We start from the raw sequence: 22,525 nt of genomic DNA, 5'->3' as shown, positions 1-22,525 counted from the left end.
AGTATTGAATCCCCGTTGATTTCCCCTATGGCAGAGCGGATCAGAACACGCTTTCTGGTTGTGGGAAGCGGTATCGCCGGCCTTCACACGGCTTGGCGGGCGTCCACGGAAGGGGACGTGATGGTGCTCACGAAGCGCTCGCTTTTCGACAGCGCCACGGCGTACGCGCAGGGTGGAATCGCGGCAGCTCTCGGGGCAGGGGATTCGCCTGAGCTGCACCGAAAGGACACGCTTGCCGCGGGTGCGGCGCTTTGCGATGCCAGGGCGGTCGAGATTCTCGTGGAGGAGGGGCCGGCGCGCGTTCGCGAGCTTCACACGGCGGGGGCCGATTTCGATCTAGAGCCGGGAGGGGGGTTTAAGCTCGGCAAGGAGGCCGCGCACTCGCGACGGCGCATCGTCCATGCGCACGGAGATCAGACGGGGGCAGAGGTCGCCCGCACGCTGATCGAGCGAGTGCGCGAGAGCCGGAATATCCAGGTGCTGGAGAAGACGCGCGTTCTCGATCTGATCGTGAGCGAAGGCGTCTGTCATGGGATCCGGGCAACGATGGCGGGCAAGCCGGTCGAGATCGTAGCCGACTCGACCGTTCTCGCGACGGGCGGGTGCGGGCAGGTATATCGCTACACGACGAATCCCCAGGTTGCCACTGGCGATGGATATGCGATCGCCCACCGCGCCGGTGTGAAGCTGGCCGACATGGAGTTCGTGCAGTTCCATCCTACCGCGCTGGAGACGCCGGAGAATCCTCTGGCGCTCATCTCCGAAGCGGTGCGAGGTGAAGGCGCCATCCTGGTGAACGACGCCGGTGTCCGCTTCATGACGAAGAAGCACAGGTTGGCGGAGCTCGCGCCGCGCGATGTCGTGGCGCGCGAGATATTCCGGGAGCGGGCTCGTGGCAGCCGTGTCTATCTCGACGCGCGGAAGCTCGGCAAATCGTTCCGGAACCGCTTCCCGGGAATCTTCGCGTTGTGCAAGGCGCGCGGAATCGATCCGTCAAAGGACCTCATCCCGGTGATTCCCGCGGCTCACTACATGATGGGCGGGATCGTGACCGACCTCGTGGGACGCTCGAGCCTCGCCCGCCTGTACGCGTGCGGCGAGGTCTCGCGAACCGGCGTGCACGGAGCCAACCGGCTGGCGTCGAATTCGCTGTTGGAAGGACTGGTGTTCGCCGAGCGCGTGGCGCGGGACATGATCGCTCTGCCGGGAATGACCGGCACTCCGCGAAAGAAGGCGTGGGACGTGCCGCCGCTCGAGGATCGGGGCGCCGCTCAGGTCGCGGCCGACGATGTGCGCAGCGTGATGTGGGATCACGCCGGAATCCATCGTACCGCAAAGGGCCTGAGAAAAGGGCTCGAGATGTTGGGCGACATAGAGACGCGTCTTCCCGTCGGGGCGACCGAGGAAGCGAACATGGTGGAGACGGCGCGGCTCATCGCGGAGGCCGCATTGTTGCGCAAGGAATCGAGAGGCGGGCACTTCAGAAGCGACTTTCCTCATGCCGTGCGGAAGTGGCGCGGCAGGCACATCGAATGGTAAGATGACGGCACAGGCAATCGGAAGAGACCTCAGCGCGTTGCAGCTGGAGATAAAGCGGCTGGCGAAGCACAGAAACGTGGTGATCCTGGCGCATAACTATGAGCGGCCGGAAGTGCAGGACGTGGCCGATTTCGTCGGCGACTCACTGGGTCTGAGCCGTGAAGCAGCGCACACCGACGCGGACATCATCGTGTTCTGCGGCGTGCATTTCATGGCGGAGACGGCTGCCGTGCTGTCGCCGAAAAAAAAAGTACTGCTGCCCGATCTTGCGGCAGGATGCTCGCTTGCCGCGACGATTGACGGGGATCAGCTCCGCGACTGGAAGGCGGAGCATCCAGGCGCAGTGGTCATTTCGTACGTGAACACGACGGCCGACGTGAAGGCGGAGAGCGACTATTGCTGCACGTCGGGAAACGCCGTCGAGATCGTGAACTCGATTCCCCTCGACAAGGAGATACTCTTTCTCCCCGACATGTTCCTCGGGGCGCACGTACGCCGCGTCACGGGGCGTGAGAACATGCATGTGTGGATGGGTGAGTGTCACGTGCATGCTGGGATCGATCCCGAGCACATCAAACGCAAGCGCGCGGAGCACCCCGGGGCCGAGTTCCTGATCCATCCGGAGTGTGGATGCGCGACGAGCGTAGTGGAGGCGGTGTCAGCAGGTGACGTGGATCCGGAGGACGTGCAGATCCTCTCGACCGAGGGGATGATCAATCGTCCGCGCATCTCGGATGCGGAGGAATACATCGTCGCCACCGAGGTAGGCATCCTGCATCGCCTGCGGCGCGAGAACCCCACGAGGAAATTCTATCCGGCGAGCGAGCTGGCGGTGTGCGCGTTCATGAAGGTGACGACTCTGCCGAAGGTGCTGCGATCGCTGGAGCGGCTGGAGCATCACATCACTGTTGATCCGGCAATCGCCGACCGTGCGCGCACGGCGATCGAGCGGATGATTGCGATTGGCGGGCAGCGCCCGCTATCGCTGAAGCCCGAGACGACCGAGGATCCCGGGGAATGACACGCCGGCCGCGGCGGATCACCGTTCTTGCGGAGCGAGGCTTCGCGCCGGCGGGCCCGCTGCGCTTTCCTTACGCCCGACTGATGACGACCTCACTCGTACGTGAGGCGCTCGCCGAAGACACGGCGGACAACGACATCACCAGCATTGCGACGATTCTGTCGGACCGGCGCGAGCGGTGCACGCTCGTGGCGCGCCAGGCCGGGGTGATCGCAGGGATTCCGCTCGCGCGCGAAGCGTTCAGGCAGAGGGATCCGAATGCCGCGGTGAGAAATGTGGTGAAGGACGGGCAGAAGGTAGCGGCGGGGACACCGGTGATGTTCATCACGGGGCATGGGCGCGGACTGCTGTCGGCGGAGCGTGTGGCGCTCAACTACATGCAGCGATTGTCGGGAGTGGCGACGCTGACGCGGCAGTTCGTGGACGCGATCGAGGGCACGAAGGCGAAGATTCTCGACACGCGAAAGACGACGCCCGGCTGGCGCCGGCTGGAGAAGTATGCCGTCCGTGCGGGTGGAGGAATGAACCACCGCATGGACCTCGGTGCGGCGGTGCTGATCAAGGACAATCACATCGCGGCCATCGGCGGCGACGTGGTGATGGCGGTGAACCGCGCGCGCGAGGTGGCACCGGCCGGCACTCCGATCGAGATCGAGTGTGACAATGTCAGGCAGGTCGAAGCGGCGGTGGCTGCGGGTGCTGACATAATCATGCTGGACAACATGACGCTGCCGCAGCTCCGCGAGTCGGTGGAGCTGATAGACGGCCGCGCCGTGAGCGAAGCATCCGGCGGCGTCAGCCTCGACTCGGTTCGTGCGATCGCCGAGACCGGAGTGGACTGGATCTCCGTCGGAGCAGTGACCCATTCCGCGAAGGCCCTGGACCTGGCGCTGGATTTCCACCGCGGGTGAACGATGGCCTGATCTCGGTCACGACTGGGACAGACGGCCGGCTGTCTCGAGCTGCGTTGCGAGCACTGCGGGCGTCATCGCCGGCTCCTCGCACGCGTAGGATCTGCACACATAGGCGGTCGCTTTGCCGTCCTGGGCTAGACGTCCGTCCATCAGCGCAATACTCCCGTTTGAATCGTCGCTGCCGCCGGCAAGCGCCAGCGACGGGACGTAGTGAATGGCAACTTCATGCTGCAGCGCGCGGAACCCGGTGTCACCGGGCTTTCCGGATATCGCGACCTCGACCGCACCATTGACCGCCATGTCCGCCGCGGTGAGCAGGTGTCCGAACGAGCCGGGGTAGCGGATCAGCGGCGTCGCCAGCGTCTCGAGTACGAACGTCGCTTGGCGCCGCATGTCCGCGTCGTGTGTGAGCTCGGAGAGACCAAGAAGGAGATCCACGGCGAGCGACGTGCCCGACGGCATCGCGTTGTCGCCGGCGTCGCGAGGTCGCGCGATCAGCTCTTCGCCGTCGCTCGGCGCGTCGAAGAACGAGCCGAGCTGCTCGTCCCAGAACCAGGTGACCATCGAGTTCGCGAGCTCGGTGGCGCGTATCACCCACGAGACGTCGAACGTGAGCTCGTACAGCGCGAGGAATCCCAGCCCGACCGCGGCGTAGTCCTCGAGAAAACCGTTGATGCGGCTCGTGCCTCGGGTGTGCGATCGCATGATGCGCCCGTCGCGGATCATCTCCCGGCTCAGGAACTCGCCGTTTCGGACGGCAAGCCGCCGGAGGTCGTCGCTCTCGAACGCGCGCGCGGCGGTAGCGAGACCGCGCAGCATGAGTCCGTTCCATGCCGCGAGAATCTTCTCGTCCCGGCCGGGCCACACCCGCTTTGTCCGTGCCTCGTATAACGTCGTTTTGGCATCGGCGATTATCTGCTCAGCGAGCTTCGGTGAGATGCCCGCTCTTGCCGCGGCGAGAGAAAAATCGGAACGAACGTGCAGAATGTTCTCGCCTTCGAAGTTCCCCACTGCGCTGACACCGTAATAGGTCCTCACGAGCTGGGCATCCGAGCCAAGCAGCGCATCGAGCTCGGCCTGCGACCAGACGTAGAACCGCCCTTCTTCGCCCTCGCTGTCGGCGTCGAGCGACGAGTAGAATCCTCCATCGGGCGACGTCATCTCGCGTTCCACCCACCGAATCGTCTCCTCCGTCACGCGCCTGAATTCATCATCGTGCGTCGCCTGCCAGAGATGCGCGCCAAACCGCACCAGCAGCGCATTGTCGTACAGCATCTTCTCGAAGTGGGGTACCAGCCAGATCGCGTCCACCGTATAGCGGTGGAATCCACCTCCGACCTGATCGTAGATCCCGCCGCGGGCCATCTTCCGGAACGAGTCCGTCACCATCTCGAGGGCGTAGCCGGTTCCGGTCCGCCGCCAGTATCGAAGCAGGAAGTCGAGCGACATCGTCGGAGGGAACTTGGGCGCGCCCTCGAAACCTCCATGTCGCACGTCGTACTTCTGGGCGATGCCACGATATGCCAGATCGAGAGCGTGCGAAGTGAGCGCCCCCTCACTCCGCGCCTGCATCTTCGCGGAATCGTAGATGTTCTTTACCTGGCGCGTCGTCTGGGCGACGGTGTCCGGGCGATTCTTCCACGTATCCGAGACTGCGTTGAGCACCCGGGCGAACGACGGCATTCCGTGGCGCTCTTCGGGCGGATAGTAAGTACCGCCGTAGAACGGCTCACCAACTGGCGTGAGGAATACCGTCATCGGCCAGCCGCCGTGACCGGTGAGCGCCTGCACGGCCTGCATGTAGATCCCATCGAGGTCAGGACGCTCTTCGCGGTCCACCTTGATGTTGATGAACTTTTCGTTCATCAGTTGCGCCGTGGCTTCGTTCTCGAACGATTCGTGGGCCATCACGTGGCACCAGTGGCATGCTGCGTATCCGATGCTGAGGAGGATGGGCTTGTCCTCGATGCGCGCGCGCTCCAGCGCGTCCTTGCCCCACGGATACCAGTCCACGGGATTGTCCGCGTGCTGGAGCAGGTAGGGGCTCGTCTCCTCCGCCAGTCGATTGGCCATTCGCTCGTTCGGTGCCGTCTACGAGGCCGGCTCTATGCCGGCCATCCGTAAACGCCTTCTGAACTACGCTTCGTTCGCTCCGGAAGGCAAGCAGGGCCCGGATCGGCACATCCAATTGGGGGACGCGTTAATTTCCCCCGATGCTACTGTGGATCGCCGTCGGCGGTGCGACCGGAAGCGTGTTAAAGTGGCGACGGCCTGACGCGACAGAAACTCAACGCAATCCTCGAAAATGGAATCTGAAATGACGAATATTGCCAATACCGATCTGAACAAGTTTTTCGATGACAACGATACGCGAATCCGCGACGAGCTCTTCGAGTTCCTGCGAATTCCGAGTGTCAGCGCAAAGTCAGAGAATAACGCCGACGTGGCGCGCGCTGCGGAATGGCTGAAGAGATCTCTGGAACAGGCCGGCCTCAAGGCGACGATCCATCCGACAACCGGCCACCCTGTCGTGACAGGAGAATGGCGCGGTGCGCCCGGAGCGCCAACTGTGCTCGTGTACGGTCACTACGACGTGCAGCCCCCCGAGCCGCTCGAGCTCTGGACGTCGCCCCCGTTCGAACCGACGATTCGGGACGGCAACATCTACGCGCGCGGGTCGGTTGACGACAAGGGTCAGCTTTTCCTCCACGTGAAGGCACTGGAGGCGCATCTCTCCACGCGCGGCACGCTGCCCGTGAACGTCGTCCTCATCGCGGAAGGCGAAGAGGAAGTTGGAAGCGACAACCTCGAGCACTTCGTGGAGGGCAACAAGGAGCTTTTGGCGTGCGATGCAGTCGTCATCTCCGACTCCACCATGTTCGCGCCGGGACAGCCGTCTATTCTCTCGTCGCTGCGGGGGCTCGCTTACTTCGAGATCACCGTGCAGGGGCCGGGCATGGATCTGCATTCGGGAGCGTACGGCGGTGCTGTCATCAATCCGGCGATGGCGCTGGCGAGAATTCTCGCCACGATGCATGACGCGAACGGCCGTATCGCGATCGAGGGGTTCTACGATTCGGTGCGTGAATGGGAGCCGAAAATCAGGCAGCAGATGCGCGGTCTTCCATTCGACGAGGAGACTTTTCGCAAGGAGACAGGTGCCCCCGAGCTCGGGGGCGAAGAAGGATTCACGGTACTCGAGCGCCTCTGGTCCCGGCCTACTTGCGAAGTGAATGGCCTTCTCAGCGGATACACGGGCCAGGGCGCAAAGACGGTTCTGCCTTCCAAGGCGATGGCGAAAGTGAGCTGCCGGCTGGTTCCCGATCAGAATCCGGCTGAGATCGGCAAGGCGGTGACGGCGCACGTGGAGCGCGTAGCTCCAAAGGGAGTGAAGACGACAGTGACATATCTCCACGGCGGAAAGCCGTGGCGCGCCGAGCTCCAGGGGCCTCTCTTCGACGCCGCGAAGCGAGCGCTGGCGACGGTATTTGAGAAGCAGCCGGTCGTCGTCGGCGAGGGAGGCTCGATTCCCGTCGTCGGCGATTTCGAGCGGGTGCTCGGCGTACCTGTGCTTCTCGTCGGGTTCGGACTGCCGGGCGAAAACGCGCACGCGCCGGACGAGTGGATGAGCGAGGAGAGCTTCCGGATGGGGATGCGCGCGATGGCAGTATTCTGGGACGAGTACGCGGCCGCGACGAAGAGCTGACGCTCAGGGCCGCGCGGCCTCCGGCTGAACCGCTGGCCGCGGTGGAAGACGCAGCGGAATTCCCAGTCGCAACAGCGCATTCCGGGCATTGGCTCGGCCACGATTCCACTCGAACCATCGCTGGTCGAGAAGGCGGTGCCGTCCGCGATAACGCAGGTTCACCGCCGCGCGAAGCTCCGACCGCGCGGGCTCGGGGAGTGATGTGAGTCGCGCGGCGATGGCGGGAACCGCGTCTGGCGAGAGATCACGCGTGAGATAGACGGTATCCAGCTTCCCGGTCGTCGCGAAGCGATCAATGTTCCGGTTCGCGATCCACGCCCCGTGATTCCAGTAGATCAATGTGATGAACGCGATCGCCGCCGCTGACGCCGCGCGACGGAATACCCTTTGGGGCTGGATCTCGCCCCGCACTTCGATGGCCAGTGCCACCAGGCTGATCGCGACCACGATCATGTAGGTCTGAGCATAGAGCCGCGACGTGGTGAATCCATACGCCTCTTCGTAAAGCGACACGCGGTGAAACGCCGAGCCAAGCAGGCAAAGCACGGCGACGATCAGCGCGATCGTCACGGCACGAAGCAGGACTTCGCGTTCGCCCCGGCGCCCGAATCGCTCGGCGAAAAGAATCAACAGGACACTCGCCGATGCCACCACCGTTAGCTCAGCGAAGCCTCTTCGCGCATACTCGGCGAAGGTCATCCCCGACCCGGCGACGATCGGGAGATTGCCGAACAGGTAGCTCAGCTGAACGAGAAGAAACACCCAAAGGAGAAGAGCGACGCCACCGAGGAGGATGAGGCGCTCCGTTGCGCCGAGCCAGCGTCCGCCGCGATCGCCGGGAGGTGCAAGGGCGGCGATGGTCGGTGCATCGTCGCCTTTCGCCGCGAATCCGTAGGCGCCGAGGACGATGGTGAGAAGCGCCAGAAAGAAAACCGTCCGCGGAAGAAATGCCCAGCTCGACAGCAGGTGCTCGAACGCAGCACGCCACTGGGCGAAGACAGGATCGGCGGACGAAAGGAGCAGGGCGAAGACGAGAAGCACCGGAGCGGTGATCGCCAGACCCTGCACGACGGATATGGCGCGATGCGACCGGACGATGTGCAATGCCTCGAGCGCGCGGCGCGCGGACTCGATGACGGCGCAGCCGAACGCAACGATAGGCGCGGCGAGGGTGAACAGCGGCGCAATCCGGGTCCACCAACCGTCGGTCGCGAGCAGCATCTGAAGTGCGAGAAGCTGAATGACCGCCAGGCAGATGAGGGCATGCATGAACGGATCGGCGGTCATGGCCACACCGCCAGCGATGATGGCCGCGAGAACCCCGGTAACGACGACTGGTCCCGATGCGACTTTCGCCGATCGGCTGAAGAGAAGGAGTCCGGCGGCCGCCGCTGTCGTCCAGATCACCCAGTTCAGCCCGGGCAGTGCGGCGTACATCACCCATGTCCCCAGGCCGGCAACCGCGGCCGAGACGGCCCAGAGCATCGTGGTGTCGCACGAGCGGCGCGCGGGTTCGGGAAAGTTCATCGGGGGTTCCATTCGGGGTTCAGTGTCGAATATCCGGCCCTGGTCTGCGTTGTCAAGTACTTTATAATACAAAGTTAGCGGCCGAGATACCAACCGGGCATCGCCCCGACGCTAGAACCTCCAGTTGCGGATAAGGAAGAGACTGAAGACGCTCGTCGTTGTGGGATTCTGCGGATCGAGCGACGGCTCCTTCAGCAGATAGCGCGGCTGGAAGCTTGTCTCCATGCTGTACCCCCTGAGCCCGCCAAAGCGGTGCTGGAGCAGAAGCCCGGGCCGCTTCAGGGCGGCAGGGTCGGGCCGGACCTGGGCCGCGACGAACGTGTGCGACTTGATGTACTTGCCGAACTCGATCTCGGTGCCGCGCAGGAAGGTTCCGATGTCGGTCTGGACGTCTGCGGGCGCAATGTTGAAGACGTCGGCACCGAGCGACCGCGCCGCTTCTCCCGCGAGCTGATCGGTGAATACGCCGAGCGCGACGGCGGCGAGCTGGCGACTGGCCAGCGCGGCTCCGGCGCCAACGAGATTGTCGCTTGCGGCGAGCCCGCTTCCCTCGAGCTGAAGCAGCGACGAAGACGAGCGTCCGAACGCCAGATAGCTCAGGAGATCGCTCTGCGGAATCGGCGGCTGCGCGTCGCTCTCGAGCGCGATCTGCGGATTACGGAGCGTCCCGCCGATGATGATCTTGATGTTGATCGCCTCACGCGCGGGGAGCCGCACCTCGTATCCGCCCGTGACCTGAAGCGTCGGGTTGATCTCGTCCAGATTGACAAACGTCGCCGATCCGCGGTTGATGTCGAACCGCTTCGACAGGAAGCGATACTCGCCGCGCTCGCTGAGCAGAACGCCGTCGAGCACGAGCGATTCCTTCGCGCGGTTGACGTGCACCGCGAGATCCCCGTCGCTGTAGACCTCGATGTTGAAGTCGGGCGAGCGGACAAACACGTCGCGATCCACCAGGAGATCGACGTCCATCCGCAGATTCGCGAGCAGCGGCGACTGTGCCGGGAATATCTCGCGATTCGCCATGATCGCGGTATCGAGAACGCTGAACAGCGCCGGGTCATCCGTTCCGATGATCTTCTTTCCCTCGGACTTTGGGATATACAGCACGCCGTCCAGGATCCGCACCGTGCCGCCCACATGAGTGTCGGAGAAAGGACCGGTCATGGCGAGGTTCATGTTCGCCCTGAGCTTTCCCTGGTCGCTGTCCAGCACGGTGGCGTTGTTGACGAAGAGCTTCAGGTCGAATGAAGGAGCGCGCAGCGACCCGATGCCGAGACCGCCGGTCAGTACGATGCGCCCTCCACTCCAGGCGACGAGCGAGTCCACGACGATGGTGTCGCGAAGCATCCGGACCGATGCGTCCATCCGCTTCAGATTCAGGCCAAGCGGTACGAAGCGCGCCTCGGCGCTGTCGAGATCGAACCGGCCGGTCACCTCCGGTCTATTCAGCGTACCGTTCACCTTGAAGTCGGCGACCGCGCGGCCCTTGAGGTTGGTGACGATCGTGTTGATCTGCGGCAAGAGATCGAGCGGCAGGCTGTCCGCGCGGATAGCGAGATCGATCTGCCGGTCTCTCGGCAGCCGCGATCCCGTCACTCCAGTGAGCGCGAGGTTGATCGGGATCGTACCGTGCGCGAAGAGGATCGGCGCTTCGCCGTCGCGCATGGCATCGGCGCGTCCGGTGAGTGTCTGATTGGCGTAGCTGACAATCCCATGTACCTCCGGGATCAGCGTGCCGTTGTAGTAGAAGCGCTCGGTGCCGAACGAACCGCTGAATATCGGGTCGGCCGCGGTTCCCGCTGCCTTTACGTTGAACGAGACGAGGCCGCTCGCATTGATGTCGCTCTGCGTGAGCGCGATGAGATCCTGCACGGCGAAGTTGTCCACGGCGACCTCGACATTGGCGCGGCCCTCCTTCGGGATGAGACCGTCAACGTAGATTCTGCCGTTGCTCTGGTTGCGCATCTCGAGCTTGTCTATGTCCACGCCCGCCTGCCCCCAGTGCACGGTTGACGGGCGCACCGATGCCCACACTGTCGTATCGAACCGAAGCTCCATTCGGTTCAGGCGGAGGTCGTTCCGCACCTTGTTGAGCAGATAGTCGGCGTCGAGACTGTATACGTGCGTCTGGTTCTGCACGACTACGACTTTCGCCGTGCCCAGGGGCTTCCTGTAGGTGATGCGCGTCTGGACGCTGTCGAGATCGAATCCGCTCGCCAGCACCTTCGATGCCGAAGCATCTATGTCAACGTGCGACTGCGGCGTCAGTGCATTCGTCCAGTCGTACGTCGCGCGGAACCTCTGAATGCTGCTTCCGCGGGCGATGATGTTCTCACCGCTGGCGGTGCCGTTGAGCCCGAAGTCGCGGATGTTACCGGTGGCGACGCCATCCGCCCGCAGCGAGCCGGAGAGCTCGCTTATGCTCAGCGTGCGCGGAGTGTCAACCGGAGCAAGCGTGGGCGGAGCGCGTCCCAGTGCGGCACGCTCGACTTCCGTCGCCTTTGCCTCCTTTGTGGAATCGGAGCGCACGCGGGCCATGCGGCCGGCGAGGATTCCAGGACGCGGCTGAACGGCTTCTTCCGCTACAGGCGGAAGCAGTGACGCCAGGCGGTTGAGTGAGTCAACCGCGACGTGATAGCGAAGTTGTCCACTGATTCCGCGGGCGAGGCCGAACGTCCCGCTGGCCGCGGCGACACTCTGCCCAAGGTCGACCGCCAGCGTGTCCACGCGCGCCATTCCGTTGGCGGCCGCGAGCCGGACGGTGGCCGAGGTCAGGGAGAGCGTGTCGTACGTCGAAGATCGCGCGTCGGCGACGAGCGTCGCGCGCATCGTCGCCGGATCGAATCCACGCCCCTCGGCCGATGCCGTTGCGTTGATCGAAGTCCTCGGCGCCTTTGCCATGATGGTGTTGGCGTTGAACAGCCGGGCGACCAGATCCACGTCGTAGCCTTTTTCCCGGCTTGCGAGGTCGAGCTTGCCGGTGAGCCCGACCGATCCGCCATCGGAAAGGCCGAGGTCGGTGCGAACGGAGAGATCGCGCATGGTGCCGGTGAGCCGGACTGGTCCCGAAGCGTCTCCTCGCAATCCGGCCTGCGGGAAAAATCGTCCGGCGGTGATGAGAGACAGCGGATGTACACGTGCATCCACATCGAACCAGCTCGATGCCATCTTTGCGCCGGGCGAGCTGCGGATGGCGCCCGTACCGGTAATGCGCGATGTCGCCCCGCGATCAACATGAGTGATGTCGGCACGGGCAGTCATCCGTGAGGCGGTCGAGCCGTTCAGCGTCGCGGTGCCGGTGATCGTTCCATGGATCGGCAGCGTGGGTGCGTAGTCGTGCGCCAGGTCCACCTGCACGGGGCGCATCGTCAGCCGAAGATTGTCGGCCCTGAACACGCCGTTGCCGAACCCTACCTCACCGACGGCGATGACGCGATTGCGGCCGGCGCGACGATCGTCGAACGTGACGTCGCCGTCCACCGCGAGTTTTTTCTGATTCCCGTCGAGCTTCGCGCGACCGGCGAGGATTCCCGAGCGAGACGGCTTGACGAGCGGGAACATCTGCTGAATGAGGCGCGTGTCGAGACCGGTGAACCGCACGTTGGTATCGTGCAGCGTAAAATCCTCGGCGACCGTCATTCCGAGATCGCCCAGGAGATGGGCATCGGCGACGCGGACGTCGGCATTACGCGCGATGTAGATGCTCGTATCGCCCACCCAGTCCATCGCGAAATCGAGTGTGCCCGACCCGCGCTCGGGGAGGCGCGGATATACCCAGCGCATGTCGGCGGCGGCGACCGGGTCGGCATGCGCGCGCAGCGTCATGTCGTTGTTGTCTATCCTGTAGAGGCCGCCGCCTCTGAGCTTGCTGCCGGGCAGTGTAGCGTTGACGTTCTGCCACCAGACCGAATCGCCGGTAAAGTCGAAGCCGCCGACGAGCGAGCGCACTTCCACGGTCGGCGGACGGAAAGGCTCCGCCAGCATGCTGAGCGACGCGACATCGGCGCGACGCGTCCTGAATCCCGGATCCTCGAGACGCAGCAGCGGCAGCTTTGCGTTGATGTGGTGGAACTTCGAGATCTTCTGGTAGCCGCCCGGAACCTCGACGAGCACGAGCCGGCCTTCCGGCCCGAGAGCCTCGCGCACGACGTCGGATTTCTCGGCCCCAGTGAGGACTCTCGGCTCCCACGGGGAGCGCACGGTCAGATCTACGTCCACGAGACTCACATCCGTGAAGCGGATCCACGTTCCCCATCCCGTCTTTCTTCTGCCGCGCGGGGTGAGCGTGTCGCGGGGGAAGATCCGGTCCCAGTTCCACCGTCCGCCGGGCTGCCGATCGAGCACGATCATCGCGCGCACGAGCTTCACGTCGTCGAACTCGACACGCTGCGAGGTGAGTGATCTCAAAGTGTACCGCGCGCTCGCTTCGTCGGCTGTCACGAACGGAGCACCGGCGCTGTCCGTGATCACGAGATCGTGCAGCGTGAATCCGTTCAGAAGATTCCCGGTCACGCGGCCGATCCTGATGATGCCGTGAGAGCTGTTCTCGAGCATGGCGAGCGCGCGCTTGCGAATCTGTTCGCGGCCCCGGTCGGTGTTGGTGAGCGCGAATATCGCGATCAGAAGAATGACGGCGACGATGGCGACAGCCGCGAGGAAGCGGGTGAGGCCTTGTCGCATCAGAACGCTTCTCCGATCGAGAGGTGAAGCGTCATGCGATCGAACGCTCCCCTGAATCCGCCGCGAACCGGAGTGAATCGGCGCCGCTCGGCCAGGGTCACCAGCTTCGTTTCGCCGTCCACCACGCCTTCGGTCACGACGGGCAGCTCGTCGCCGAGCCCGGGATTGATTCCGATGTCCACGCGGATCGGTCCTACCGGCGAGCGATATCGTCCGCCGAATCCGGGCGTAATCGCCGATTTGCTCAACGGGAGTCCGGGATTCGTCCGCTGCGCGACGTATCCTGCATCGACGAACACGGCGCCGAAGAGCTGATTCCAGACGGGGAAACGGAACTCCGCGCTCCCTTCGACGATGACGTTACCGCCGAGCGGACGCGGGTCGAAATCAGTCCGCTTGAGTCCTTCCGCGTTCGGGTCGCAGGAGGTGATGTCCGCCGCCGGACCGCAATTCGGATCGTGCTCGCGCAGCTTCGACGCGGGGATGGTGAGAACGCGCGGGCCGAGCTGGTTTTCACCGTAGCCGCGCACCGAGCGGGACCCGCCGGCGTAGAACCGCTTTCGCGGATGCAGCACATCTCCGTCGCCTTCGACTCCGACGGCCGAAGCCGTGCTGGCCAGCGGGTTCACCCACCCGAGGTGGAGATGTCCGGCGAGGGCTCCGCGGCTGCGCATAGGGTGATAGATCGCGCCGTCGCCTTCGGCCCTGTTGTAGCGGAAGTTGGACAGCGTGAATGCCGAAGCGTGCTCGGTGCTTATCGTTCCGCGGTATCCGCGACTGGGTGAGAACGGGTCGTTGGAGCGGTTGATGTTGCCGGTGAGCGTCAGCGGGGAGAGCCGCTGCCGCGCATGCAACGCGCCAAGCGTCGGCTGGTCGCAGATGCCGTAGTTGACGCAGAAGTACACGTCCCCGGCATCCACCCGGCTCATTTCGAACCGATAGTTGATGCTCGCCGGCGCGCGCTCCACCAGCTCGCGCGTGAACGTGACGCTGGTGCCGAATCCCCTGTCCACGTAGATGCCCGGTGCGCTGCGGCGATGGGCGAACACGCCGAGTGCGAGCTCGTTGGCCCGCGATCCGAACCAGGGCTCGCGGAAGTTGAGGCTGGCGTTGTATGTCGGCGCCAGGTAACCCGAGTGCTGGGTACGCACGTCGCTCAACACGTCCCGGAAGATGAATTTTCCGTTGAATGTGCTGGCAAAAAGGTTGCCGACCGCTCCCTGAACCTCGAGACGGCGGGCACGCCCGAAAAAGTTGTAATTCGTGAAGCGCCCTTCGACCTGAAAGAAGTCGATCGTGTTGAAGCCGGCGCTGAGACGCGTCTCACGGAGCGGCGCCTCGGTCACCGTAACGATGAGGACCTTGGACGAATCGCCCTGCCTCGGAATCTCGATGGCGGCGCGCTTGAACAGGTTGGACTCGTAGAGGGCGCGCTGACTGCGCAGCAGCTCGGATCGCTTGAAGAGCTTGCCGGGGCCCAGGGTGAGGGACTTGAGGATCGTTCTCGTCGCGATCTTGTGATTGCCTTCGACGACGATGTCGGAGACCGTCGCCTTCCAGCGCGGATTGATTCTGATCGCGACGACAGCGGTGTTCGCCGCCGTATCCACCTGGAGCGTGGTATCGACGATGGCATCGGCGTAGCCCTTGTCCCACAGGCTCTGCTGAAGAAAGACGAGACTGGAATCGAGGCGGATGAGATTGAGCGGCGAATTCTCACCGAGCACCAGGCGGTGGGCGATTTCCCTGTCGCGGAGGATCGGCTGCGACTGTGTCACCGTGATATCGGTGACCATCGTCGGCGGTCCTTCGTTGACCAGGAAGCTGACGGCGACCTTGTTCTTGCCCTTCGGCGTTACCAGCGTGTCAACCTGCGTGTCGCGATATCCCCGCTTCCAGTAGAAGACCCGCGCGCGCAGGATGTCGCGCGCGAGCTCCTTGCGGTTCAGATACTTCCGGATGTAGACGTAGTGCGCCTTGGTGATCCAGCAGAGGGGAGTGAGGATGAGGCTGACGCAATGCGAAGCATCGGTGGCGATGCTTGCCGTGAGCTCGTTCCTGCGTACGGCTTTGACACCCTTGAGGTTGAGCGTCACCACCTCCGTGGGCGGGGGGGCGGGCATGCCGACCGGGGCTTGCGAGGCGAGCGATCCCGGGAGCAGCAGCATGGCGGCCGCCGCACCGGAAATCCACCCTTTCTTGGTCCACTCCATGGCGCCTCTGAGAGCAAGGCGCGGGCCCGTCGCGTCCAGCCCCTTTCGTGGTTGGGTCGTCCCTCTGTGTTCTCCCGTTCTTACAACCCTTCCAGCAGGGCGTCGTTGCCCGGGGTCGCGGCGATTCGCTTGATGAGCCATTCCATGGCGGATGAGGACGGCATTTGCTGGAGTCCCCGCCTCAGCGTATAGACGTGCTCCAGCTGGTCGGGGCGGAAGAGCTTGTCTTCGCGCCGGGTCCCGCTGGTGGACACATCTATGGCGGGATAGATACGCTTCTCCGCGAGCGACCGGTCGAGCTTGATCTCGCAGTTGCCGGTGCCCTTGAACTCCTCGAAGATGACGTCGTCCATCCGCGATCCCGTCTCGACGAGAGCGGTGGCGATAATGGTGAGCGATCCGCCGCCATGCTCCGGAGCTACCGACCGTGCGGATCCGAAGAATGCCTTGGGCCTGGCCATCGCGGTGGCGTCGAGGCCGCCGCTCAGGGTGCGTCCCGTTCCGCGCTCGACTGTGTTGTAAGCGCGCGCCATGCGGGTGATCGAGTCGAGCACGATGACGACATCCTTGCCCAGCTCGACGAGACGGCGCGCGCGTTCGAGAACCATTTCGGTGACGTCGGTGTGTCGTGCGGCGGGCATGTCGAAGCTCGATGCGACGACTTCGCCGTAACCCCACGTGATCATCTCGCTGACTTCTTCCGGCCGCTCATCCACGAGCAACACGAGCAGTGTGGCTTCCGGATGATTGAGGGCGACGCCTTCGACGATCGCCTGGAGCAACATCGTTTTTCCGGCGCGTGCCGGGGCGACGATCAGCGCGCGCTGGCCGTAGCCGATGGGAGCGATAAGGTCGATCGCGCGGCGCGTAAGCTCGGGTCCGCCCTTGGCGGGACGGCCCGTTTCGAGCTTGAGCTTGCGTTCGGGATACGATGCGATGAGCGAGCCGAAATCGGGTCGGCGAAGTGCCGCTTCGGGCTCGGCGCCGTTGATCTGCGTGATCTCGGCGACGACGGTGCGGCCGCGCTGATCGCGCCCCGTCGTGGCGAATACTGCATCGGCGCGGCGGAGATTGAACTGACGCGCGACGTCTGGTGGAACATATGCGTCAGATGGATCGACGAGGTAGCTGTTCGCGGCGCGGCGGATGAAGCCGCCTTCGCGTGAGGCTTCGTACCATCCTGTCGTTTCGCCATCGGGAATGATCGGCGCCATCGGCTGGCGCGGCGTCTGGTCGCGCTGCGGTCGGTTGGTGCTGCGTCCGCGTCCGCGCTGGTTGCGCTGGTTGCGCCGTCCGTCGCGGCGGTTGTCACCGCGATCATTCTGCTGTCTGTTGCCGCCCTGCGGTCCGCCGTAATCGCGGCGCTGCTGATTCTGGTTGGAGTACTGAGGCGGAGCCATGCTCTCGCCTGAATCGGGGGGAGCAGGAGGTGTGTCTACTGACGACGAGATCGGAGGTGATCCGTCGTCCTGTGCGTCACCGTTCATGTCAATGTGCGGTCTGGGAGCATCGAAGCTCTCGGTGTCCTGTGGTGCTGATTCGACTGATTCGCGATACGGGTCAGCATCCCCGTAAGGTTCGTTGGCGCTAGGGCCGGACGGGCGTTGGCCCCGGCCGCGACGAAAAGGACGTCGGCGTTCGTTCATCAAATTGTGGTGTGGCGTAAAAAAAGTAGCGCAACTGGCTGCTGCGGCGGGCGCGGGCTGTACTCACGCGGCGTCCCGCAACTTCATCTTCTTCGTAGGCGCGCCTCGATGGGCTGCGCTAGCGTCAGAATGGTACATCGGACTGCCGGAGTTGTCCAGCAATCTTCCGAATGGTAGTCCTTCGTTGCGGTATTGTCCAGCCGGATACAAGCCGCCGGCAATCACAATCACGCATTGGCGACACCGGATGAACGACGCAACAGCGGTATGTTTCGCAACACCGGACACGAACCCCGAGATACGAAATTGGACGATCAGACCGACCCGATGCCATCGCTGGAGAAGGCGGTGGAAGAGGACCCGAACGACGCGCAAAAGCTCGTCGCTCTCGCAAATGCATACTGGCTCACCGGGCGCGGTCCTGAAGCCACCGGCGAGCTGGCTTCGCGAGCGATCGCCGCCGATCCCGAAAACCGCGCTGCATGGCACCTGTGGGCGCTGTCGGAGTCGGATCCGAGACAGCGCGTCGGCAGATGGCAACAGGTCTCGGGCCGCTTCCCGAAGGACGATCTGGCGCGCGCGAATGTGGCCGACAACGCCGCCGCGCTCGCCGGCGCGGAAAAGGATTATGATGCGCTCGATCTCGCGATCGCGACCTACGAGCAGCTGCTCGAGACGGCGGAGCAGAAGGACCAGCGCGAAGCCCTCGACTCCGCTCTCCGCAACCTCAGAGGATGGCGCTTTTGAGCCACCACCGGAGCTACTTGCCTGTCGGCTTTGCCACGGTATCGGGATCACCATCCGAGACGTAGCGTGACGCGTTCTTGTCCAGTCGGTCGAGAACGTGCTCGAGCTGGTTGTCGAAGATCTGGATGCGCTTGATGCTGAGGGGGTTGAACGCAGGGTCGTACGGGCTCACGGTCGGGCCGCCGGAAACTTCGAGGACTGCCTCGTTGTCGTACCGCACGACCTGCTTCGTCTTCGGGTCCGTCCATGAGCCGGACTTCGCCAGCGCGCGGTTCTTCGGCCATACGCCAAGCGGCAGCGCAAACGTGCGGACCTTGTAGCCGGAAAGCGCCGAGTCGATCGCCATCTGCCCGCGCGCAATCTGCTCCTGCACTACGGTGTCGGAATACTTGCCGAGGTTGGCGTGCCAGAGCGTGTGGTTGCAGAGCTCGAAACCCTGGTCCTTCAGCCACTGCACCTTCTTGAAGCGCCACTCGCTCTTCTGGCCCTCGATTCCACGATCGCCGAAGAACGACCTGCCGGCGGTGGCTCCGGAGAGCATGCAAAAAACGGCCTTGTTCGTCCAGTCGGGGTGCTTCTCACGGAACTTCATCCAGATGCCGATTCCGCTCGTGGGATCGATCTCGAGCTGTCCGTTCTTCTCGATGTACCTGAACTGGCTGGGTGATGCGTCGTCGAAGACGAAAACGACGGGAGACAGTCCGCGAGGGAGATCGATTTTCCGGTCCAGAAGCTGCGAGATGCTGACCGGCCGATAGCCTTTCTGGTAAATGAGCTCGAGGTCGCGGGCGAATCGGCCGCGCTCGCGGGCATAGCGTCCACCGGCGGTGTCTATCAGGTGATACTCGACGACGGGAATGCGGCCGAGCTCATTCGGAATCCGCGCGGAATCCACGGCCGTAGTGCCACCAGAAGTTCCCGTGGTATTGCTGGCGCTTGCCGGTCCGGGCGGTGTATTAGCTGGTGTGGCGGCACTGGGAGTGCCCGCGGTGGATGATGCGGGGGCGATGTCGCCTTTCGTGCAGGCGGCAGAAGCGAGGAGAAGTACTGCGGCTGCTATTCGATTGAACATGGACTGATGATGCAGTTCAGACAGTGGAAAATAGAGATCCGCCGGGATGTGGCGCTCAAGGTCGCTCTCGCAATAAGCATTCTAGGCGTCATCGCACTCGACGCCTGGCTTGCCACCTGCGGGTTCGACAGCTGCCCGACCCCCGGTCAGATCCAGGCATACCAGCCCGACGAGGGCGGACGCATCTTCGACCGCAACGGCGCCCTGATGGGCCGCCTGGCGATCGTCCGACGCCTGAATGTACCCATCTCGCAGGTTCCGGTGTTCGTCAGACAGGCGTTCATCGCGACCGAAGATCGCCGGTTTTACAAGCATAAAGGAGTGGATTGGCGAGGTTTCGTCCGCGCCGCGTTCCGCAACGTGAAGGCGGGCGGCGTCCGCCAGGGATTCAGCACCATCACCATGCAAGCCGCCCGCAACAGCTTCGTGGTGCGGAAGTACAGGAATCGCTCGCTTCCGCAGAAGATGATCGAGCTGCGCGTCGCGCGGCTGATGGAGAGGTCGCTCACGAAGGATCAGATCCTTCAGCTCTACCTGAACGCCATCTACATGGGGAACGGCGTCTATGGAATCGAGGCGGCGAGCCGCGATCTGTTCGGCAAGAGCGTGAGCCGGCTCGCTCTGCCCGAGGCGGCAATGCTCGCCGCACTGCCGAAAGCTCCGTCGTACTACACGCCCCGGCGCAACCCGCGGCGCGCCCTTGCGCGACGCAATCTCGTGCTCGGCCTGATGGTGAAGGAGGGCTACGTGTCGAAAGGCCGGCTCAGCGGCCTGGCGGCCACGGGTCTCCAGATCGCGCGCGACGAGTGGAGGCCGGACACGCGCGGTGACTCGTATGCGCTCGATGCGGTGCGCGCGTTCACCGACTCGGTATTGAAGGATCGTGACGACGACGTCTCCGATTACACCGTATATACGACCCTCGATCGGCGCGCACAGATCGCCGCCGACAGAGCGGTGGCACGCCGCGCATCGGCGATCCAGTCCGAGTCGAGCGGATGGTGGAACGGCACGCGTCACTCGATACAGGGCGCGGCCGTCGCGATCGATCCGCGGAACGGCGACATCCGCGCTCTCACGGGAGGCCGGCGTTACGAGCGTGGCAACTACAATCGCGCGCTGAAAGCGAAACGACAGCCGGGGTCGGCGTTCAAGCCGTTCGTGTACGTCGCCGCGCTCGCCGCGGGATATTCCCCCGCCTCGGACGTGCGCGACGAGCCGGTGGAAGTGGTGCAGGGCAGGAACGTGTGGTCGCCCTCCAACTACAACGATTCATATCTCGGGCTGATCACCTTTCGTCGCGCACTGATGCGCTCGTCGAATGCTGCCGCGGTCCGCGTCAGCCAGTCAGTGGGACTGTCACGGATCATCGAAGGGGCTCACCGGCTGGGAATAGACAGCGACATTCCCAATTACCCCGCCGTCGCGCTCGGCGCCGCCGACGTGACGCCGATCGAGCTCGTGCGCGCGTACTCGCCTTTCGCGAACGGCGGTTTTCGCATCACGCCTCGTCTCGTCCGCCGCATCGAATCGCGTGACGGTGAAGTGCTGTGGAGCAGCGAGACCATCGCACCGGAGCAAGTGCTCGATCCGCGCGACGCGTACGAATTGACATCCATGCTGCGCGCAGTGGTGGACTACGGCACGGGACGCCCGATCCGCGACTACGGCGCGAAGGGAATGATCGCCGGCAAGACCGGAACGACGAACAACGGTACCGACGTCTGGTTCGTCGGGTATACACCCAATCTCGTCGCCGCATTCTGGTTCGGATACGATGATCCGCACGCGATCAGTCACGACGCGTCGGGCGGTCGCCTTGCGTCACCCGCCTGGGCGGAGTTCTACACGCAGGGATGGCGCGAAGCAGTACCGCCGGGTTCGTGGCAGCCGCCGCCGGGGGTGAGCGAAGCGGTGATGATAGATCCGACGACGGGGTGGATCGCCAACGAATGGTGTCCCGCCCGCAAGCTCGAGTACTTCAAGCCCGGCACCGGCCCGCACACGGAATGCATGGAGCACGGTCCACCAGACGAAGAAATGCCGGGCTGGGCCGACTCGGGTGAGATCGGTCGCAAAGTCGAGCGTCAGGCCGACCGTCTCGGGAAAAAGATCCAGAAAGCGCTCGGAAGAATCTTCAGGTTCTAGGGCTGGGGGTGGCAGGGCGGCGTGACTCAGCACACCCCGCCGATCAGACTAATCCCAGCCAGCTTCCGGGCTGCGGAGCGAATCCGGGGAAGATCCTGTCGAGCTTCGTCGCGCCGAGATGCCGCGACGTCACTTCGGAGAACACGGATCTGAAATCGGTCGTCAGCGCAAGGTCGCGGCCCTCGTAGAGTTGCTCCTGCGCGAGGCCGGGCCACTTGCCATGCACCTTTCCGCCCTTGACGTCGCCGCCGATGACGAACAGCGCGCCGGCGTGTCCATGATCCGTTCCGCGATTGCCATTCTCTCGCGCCATCCGACCGAACTCCGACATCGTGAGAATCAGGACATCGTCCATCCCGTCACCGAGGTCGGTGACGAGCGCGGCGATCGAACGGGCGAAGTCGTCGAGACGAAGCGCAAGCTGACCCGTCGCCGCTCCCTGGTTCACGTGCGTGTCCCATCCACCGACATCGGCGAACGCGATCTCGAGCCCGACGTCGACCTTGATGAGCTGCGCGATCTGCATCAGCCTGTGTCCAAACTGCGACCGCGGATACTCCGCTCCGCGGCGCGGCGCGTACTTCTGTGGATTGGCGGCCTTGAGCATCTTCACCGCCTCGAACATCTCCTTGCCAGTGCCGTGCACGAGATCCGCCGAACCGGTGCGATACAGCGCTTCGAGGCGATCGGCCTGCGAGCCCGTCGCGCGGAGAGTGAACTCGTCGAGACTGTTCATCGCCACGACTTTGTTGGCGCCTTCCATGATGCGCGGTGTCTGCTGCGTCAGCGCGACGGCCCGGAACGGACTCACGTGACACTCATCGCACGTCCCTTTCACGGCGAGATAGCGATTGAGCCAGCCGTCTGGCGTGCCCTTCACGTCGGGCGTGCCGGTCTCCATATAATCCTGCGCGTCGAAGTGCGACCGCGTGGCGCTGGGACTTCCCACGGCGTGCACCGGCGCCAGAATACCTCGGTCGTACAGTGGCTTGAACGGCGCGAGCGACGGATGCAGCCCGAAGAAACCGTCCAGGTCAATCGCCGCGTCGCGTGACACGGTTCGTGCGAGTCCAGTCGGCCGCGGAATCGCGATCGAAGGCCTGAGTGCATAATACGACGCGTCGCCGTGGGGGACGACGATGTTGAGTGAGTCCGCCGCACCGCGCTGAAAGAGGCAGATCAGCGTCTTGCCCTTCGGTGCCTTCAACAGCTCGGCGCCGAACACGGTGCGGCGGAGGAAGCTGGGACTGAGCCCGATCGTGACGAGGGCCAGCGCTCCCGATTTTACGAATGCTCTGCGTTCCATATC

Annotated in this window: 13 protein-coding genes; 6 read left to right on the top strand and 7 right to left on the bottom strand. The window is 64.0% G+C overall.

The window, feature by feature from the left end:
- Nucleotides 1–27: 27 nt before the first annotated feature.
- Genes Q7S20_06815 through nadC form a run of 3 tightly spaced genes read left to right on the top strand, consistent with a single transcriptional unit; the run spans nucleotide 28 to nucleotide 3,471 of the window.
- Nucleotides 28–1,539: an L-aspartate oxidase gene (locus Q7S20_06815; protein ID MDO8501537.1), complete on the top strand. Its 1,512-nt coding sequence runs from the start codon at nucleotides 28–30 to the stop codon at nucleotides 1,537–1,539.
- Between the two features lies 1 nt (nucleotide 1,540).
- Nucleotides 1,541–2,560 carry a quinolinate synthase NadA gene (gene nadA, locus Q7S20_06810; protein MDO8501536.1) on the top strand — a complete coding sequence of 340 codons (1,020 nt, stop codon included), beginning with the start codon at nucleotides 1,541–1,543 and terminating at the stop codon, nucleotides 2,558–2,560.
- Complete coding sequence (nadC, locus tag Q7S20_06805) at nucleotides 2,557–3,471, top strand: carboxylating nicotinate-nucleotide diphosphorylase (protein MDO8501535.1); 915 nt, start codon at nucleotides 2,557–2,559, stop codon at nucleotides 3,469–3,471. Before nadA ends, nadC begins: the two co-directional genes overlap by 4 nt.
- An 18-nt stretch (nucleotides 3,472–3,489) precedes the next feature.
- Here the strand turns inward: nadC and Q7S20_06800 are convergent, their stop codons facing one another.
- Nucleotides 3,490–5,547 carry a thioredoxin domain-containing protein gene (locus tag Q7S20_06800; GenBank protein ID MDO8501534.1) on the bottom strand — a complete coding sequence of 686 codons (2,058 nt, stop codon included), beginning with the start codon at nucleotides 5,545–5,547 and terminating at the stop codon, nucleotides 3,490–3,492.
- Nucleotides 5,548–5,791: 244 nt separating this feature from the next.
- On the opposite strand from Q7S20_06800, the gene Q7S20_06795 reads away from it, so the two are divergent.
- On the top strand, nucleotides 5,792–7,180 hold the full coding sequence (locus tag Q7S20_06795) for a dipeptidase (protein ID MDO8501533.1): 1,389 nt from the start codon (nucleotides 5,792–5,794) through the stop codon (nucleotides 7,178–7,180).
- A 3-nt stretch (nucleotides 7,181–7,183) separates the two neighbouring features.
- Here the strand turns inward: Q7S20_06795 and Q7S20_06790 are convergent, their stop codons facing one another.
- From Q7S20_06790 to rho, 4 genes are all read right to left on the bottom strand, one after another.
- Nucleotides 7,184–8,707: a DUF4173 domain-containing protein gene (locus Q7S20_06790; protein ID MDO8501532.1), complete on the bottom strand. Its 1,524-nt coding sequence runs from the start codon at nucleotides 8,705–8,707 to the stop codon at nucleotides 7,184–7,186.
- 111 nt (nucleotides 8,708–8,818) lie between these two features.
- Nucleotides 8,819–13,390: a translocation/assembly module TamB domain-containing protein gene (locus tag Q7S20_06785; GenBank protein ID MDO8501531.1), complete on the bottom strand. Its 4,572-nt coding sequence runs from the start codon at nucleotides 13,388–13,390 to the stop codon at nucleotides 8,819–8,821.
- Nucleotides 13,390–15,603 (bottom strand): BamA/TamA family outer membrane protein, encoded by a 2,214-nt coding sequence (locus Q7S20_06780; GenBank protein MDO8501530.1) that lies wholly within the window; start codon nucleotides 15,601–15,603, stop codon nucleotides 13,390–13,392. The genes Q7S20_06785 and Q7S20_06780 overlap by 1 nt, the downstream gene beginning before the upstream one ends.
- An 80-nt stretch (nucleotides 15,604–15,683) precedes the next feature.
- Nucleotides 15,684–17,090 (bottom strand): transcription termination factor Rho, encoded by a 1,407-nt coding sequence (gene rho, locus Q7S20_06775; protein ID MDO8501529.1) that lies wholly within the window; start codon nucleotides 17,088–17,090, stop codon nucleotides 15,684–15,686.
- Nucleotides 17,091–17,555: 465 nt separating this feature from the next.
- On the opposite strand from rho, the gene Q7S20_06770 reads away from it, so the two are divergent.
- Nucleotides 17,556–17,996: a hypothetical protein gene (locus Q7S20_06770; protein MDO8501528.1), complete on the top strand. Its 441-nt coding sequence runs from the start codon at nucleotides 17,556–17,558 to the stop codon at nucleotides 17,994–17,996.
- Nucleotides 17,997–18,009: 13 nt separating this feature from the next.
- Here the strand turns inward: Q7S20_06770 and Q7S20_06765 are convergent, their stop codons facing one another.
- Complete coding sequence (locus tag Q7S20_06765; GenBank protein ID MDO8501527.1) at nucleotides 18,010–19,068, bottom strand: polysaccharide deacetylase family protein; 1,059 nt, start codon at nucleotides 19,066–19,068, stop codon at nucleotides 18,010–18,012.
- A 6-nt stretch (nucleotides 19,069–19,074) separates the two neighbouring features.
- On the opposite strand from Q7S20_06765, the gene Q7S20_06760 reads away from it, so the two are divergent.
- Nucleotides 19,075–21,216 carry a PBP1A family penicillin-binding protein gene (locus Q7S20_06760; GenBank protein MDO8501526.1) on the top strand — a complete coding sequence of 714 codons (2,142 nt, stop codon included), beginning with the start codon at nucleotides 19,075–19,077 and terminating at the stop codon, nucleotides 21,214–21,216.
- A gap of 43 nt (nucleotides 21,217–21,259) precedes the next feature.
- Here the strand turns inward: Q7S20_06760 and Q7S20_06755 are convergent, their stop codons facing one another.
- Nucleotides 21,260–22,522: a DUF1501 domain-containing protein gene (locus tag Q7S20_06755; GenBank protein MDO8501525.1), complete on the bottom strand. Its 1,263-nt coding sequence runs from the start codon at nucleotides 22,520–22,522 to the stop codon at nucleotides 21,260–21,262.
- Nucleotides 22,523–22,525: the final 3 nt, after the last annotated feature.

It is taken from the genome of Gemmatimonadaceae bacterium (assembly GCA_030647905.1).
Classification (GTDB): domain Bacteria; phylum Gemmatimonadota; class Gemmatimonadetes; order Gemmatimonadales; family Gemmatimonadaceae; genus UBA4720.
The sequence above is the reverse complement of the archived record's forward strand: the minus strand, read 5'-3'. Positions and strand labels throughout refer to the sequence as shown.

Bases quoted from the DNA above. Each gene is read 5' to 3' on its own strand.
- Q7S20_06815 (MDO8501537.1), top strand. From the start codon at position 28: ATGGCAGAGCGGATCAGAACACGCTTTCTGGTTGTGGGAAGCGGTATC.
- nadA (MDO8501536.1), top strand. From the start codon at position 1,541: ATGACGGCACAGGCAATCGGAAGAGACCTCAGCGCGTTGCAGCTGGAG.
- nadC (MDO8501535.1), top strand. From the start codon at position 2,557: ATGACACGCCGGCCGCGGCGGATCACCGTTCTTGCGGAGCGAGGCTTC.
- Q7S20_06800 (MDO8501534.1), bottom strand. From the start codon at position 5,547: ATGGCCAATCGACTGGCGGAGGAGACGAGCCCCTACCTGCTCCAGCAC.
- Q7S20_06795 (MDO8501533.1), top strand. From the start codon at position 5,792: ATGACGAATATTGCCAATACCGATCTGAACAAGTTTTTCGATGACAAC.
- Q7S20_06790 (MDO8501532.1), bottom strand. From the start codon at position 8,707: ATGAACTTTCCCGAACCCGCGCGCCGCTCGTGCGACACCACGATGCTC.
- Q7S20_06785 (MDO8501531.1), bottom strand. From the start codon at position 13,390: ATGCGACAAGGCCTCACCCGCTTCCTCGCGGCTGTCGCCATCGTCGCC.
- Q7S20_06780 (MDO8501530.1), bottom strand. From the start codon at position 15,603: ATGGAGTGGACCAAGAAAGGGTGGATTTCCGGTGCGGCGGCCGCCATG.
- rho (MDO8501529.1), bottom strand. From the start codon at position 17,090: ATGAACGGTGACGCACAGGACGACGGATCACCTCCGATCTCGTCGTCA.
- Q7S20_06765 (MDO8501527.1), bottom strand. From the start codon at position 19,068: ATGTTCAATCGAATAGCAGCCGCAGTACTTCTCCTCGCTTCTGCCGCC.
- Q7S20_06760 (MDO8501526.1), top strand. From the start codon at position 19,075: ATGATGCAGTTCAGACAGTGGAAAATAGAGATCCGCCGGGATGTGGCG.
- Q7S20_06755 (MDO8501525.1), bottom strand. From the start codon at position 22,522: ATGGAACGCAGAGCATTCGTAAAATCGGGAGCGCTGGCCCTCGTCACG.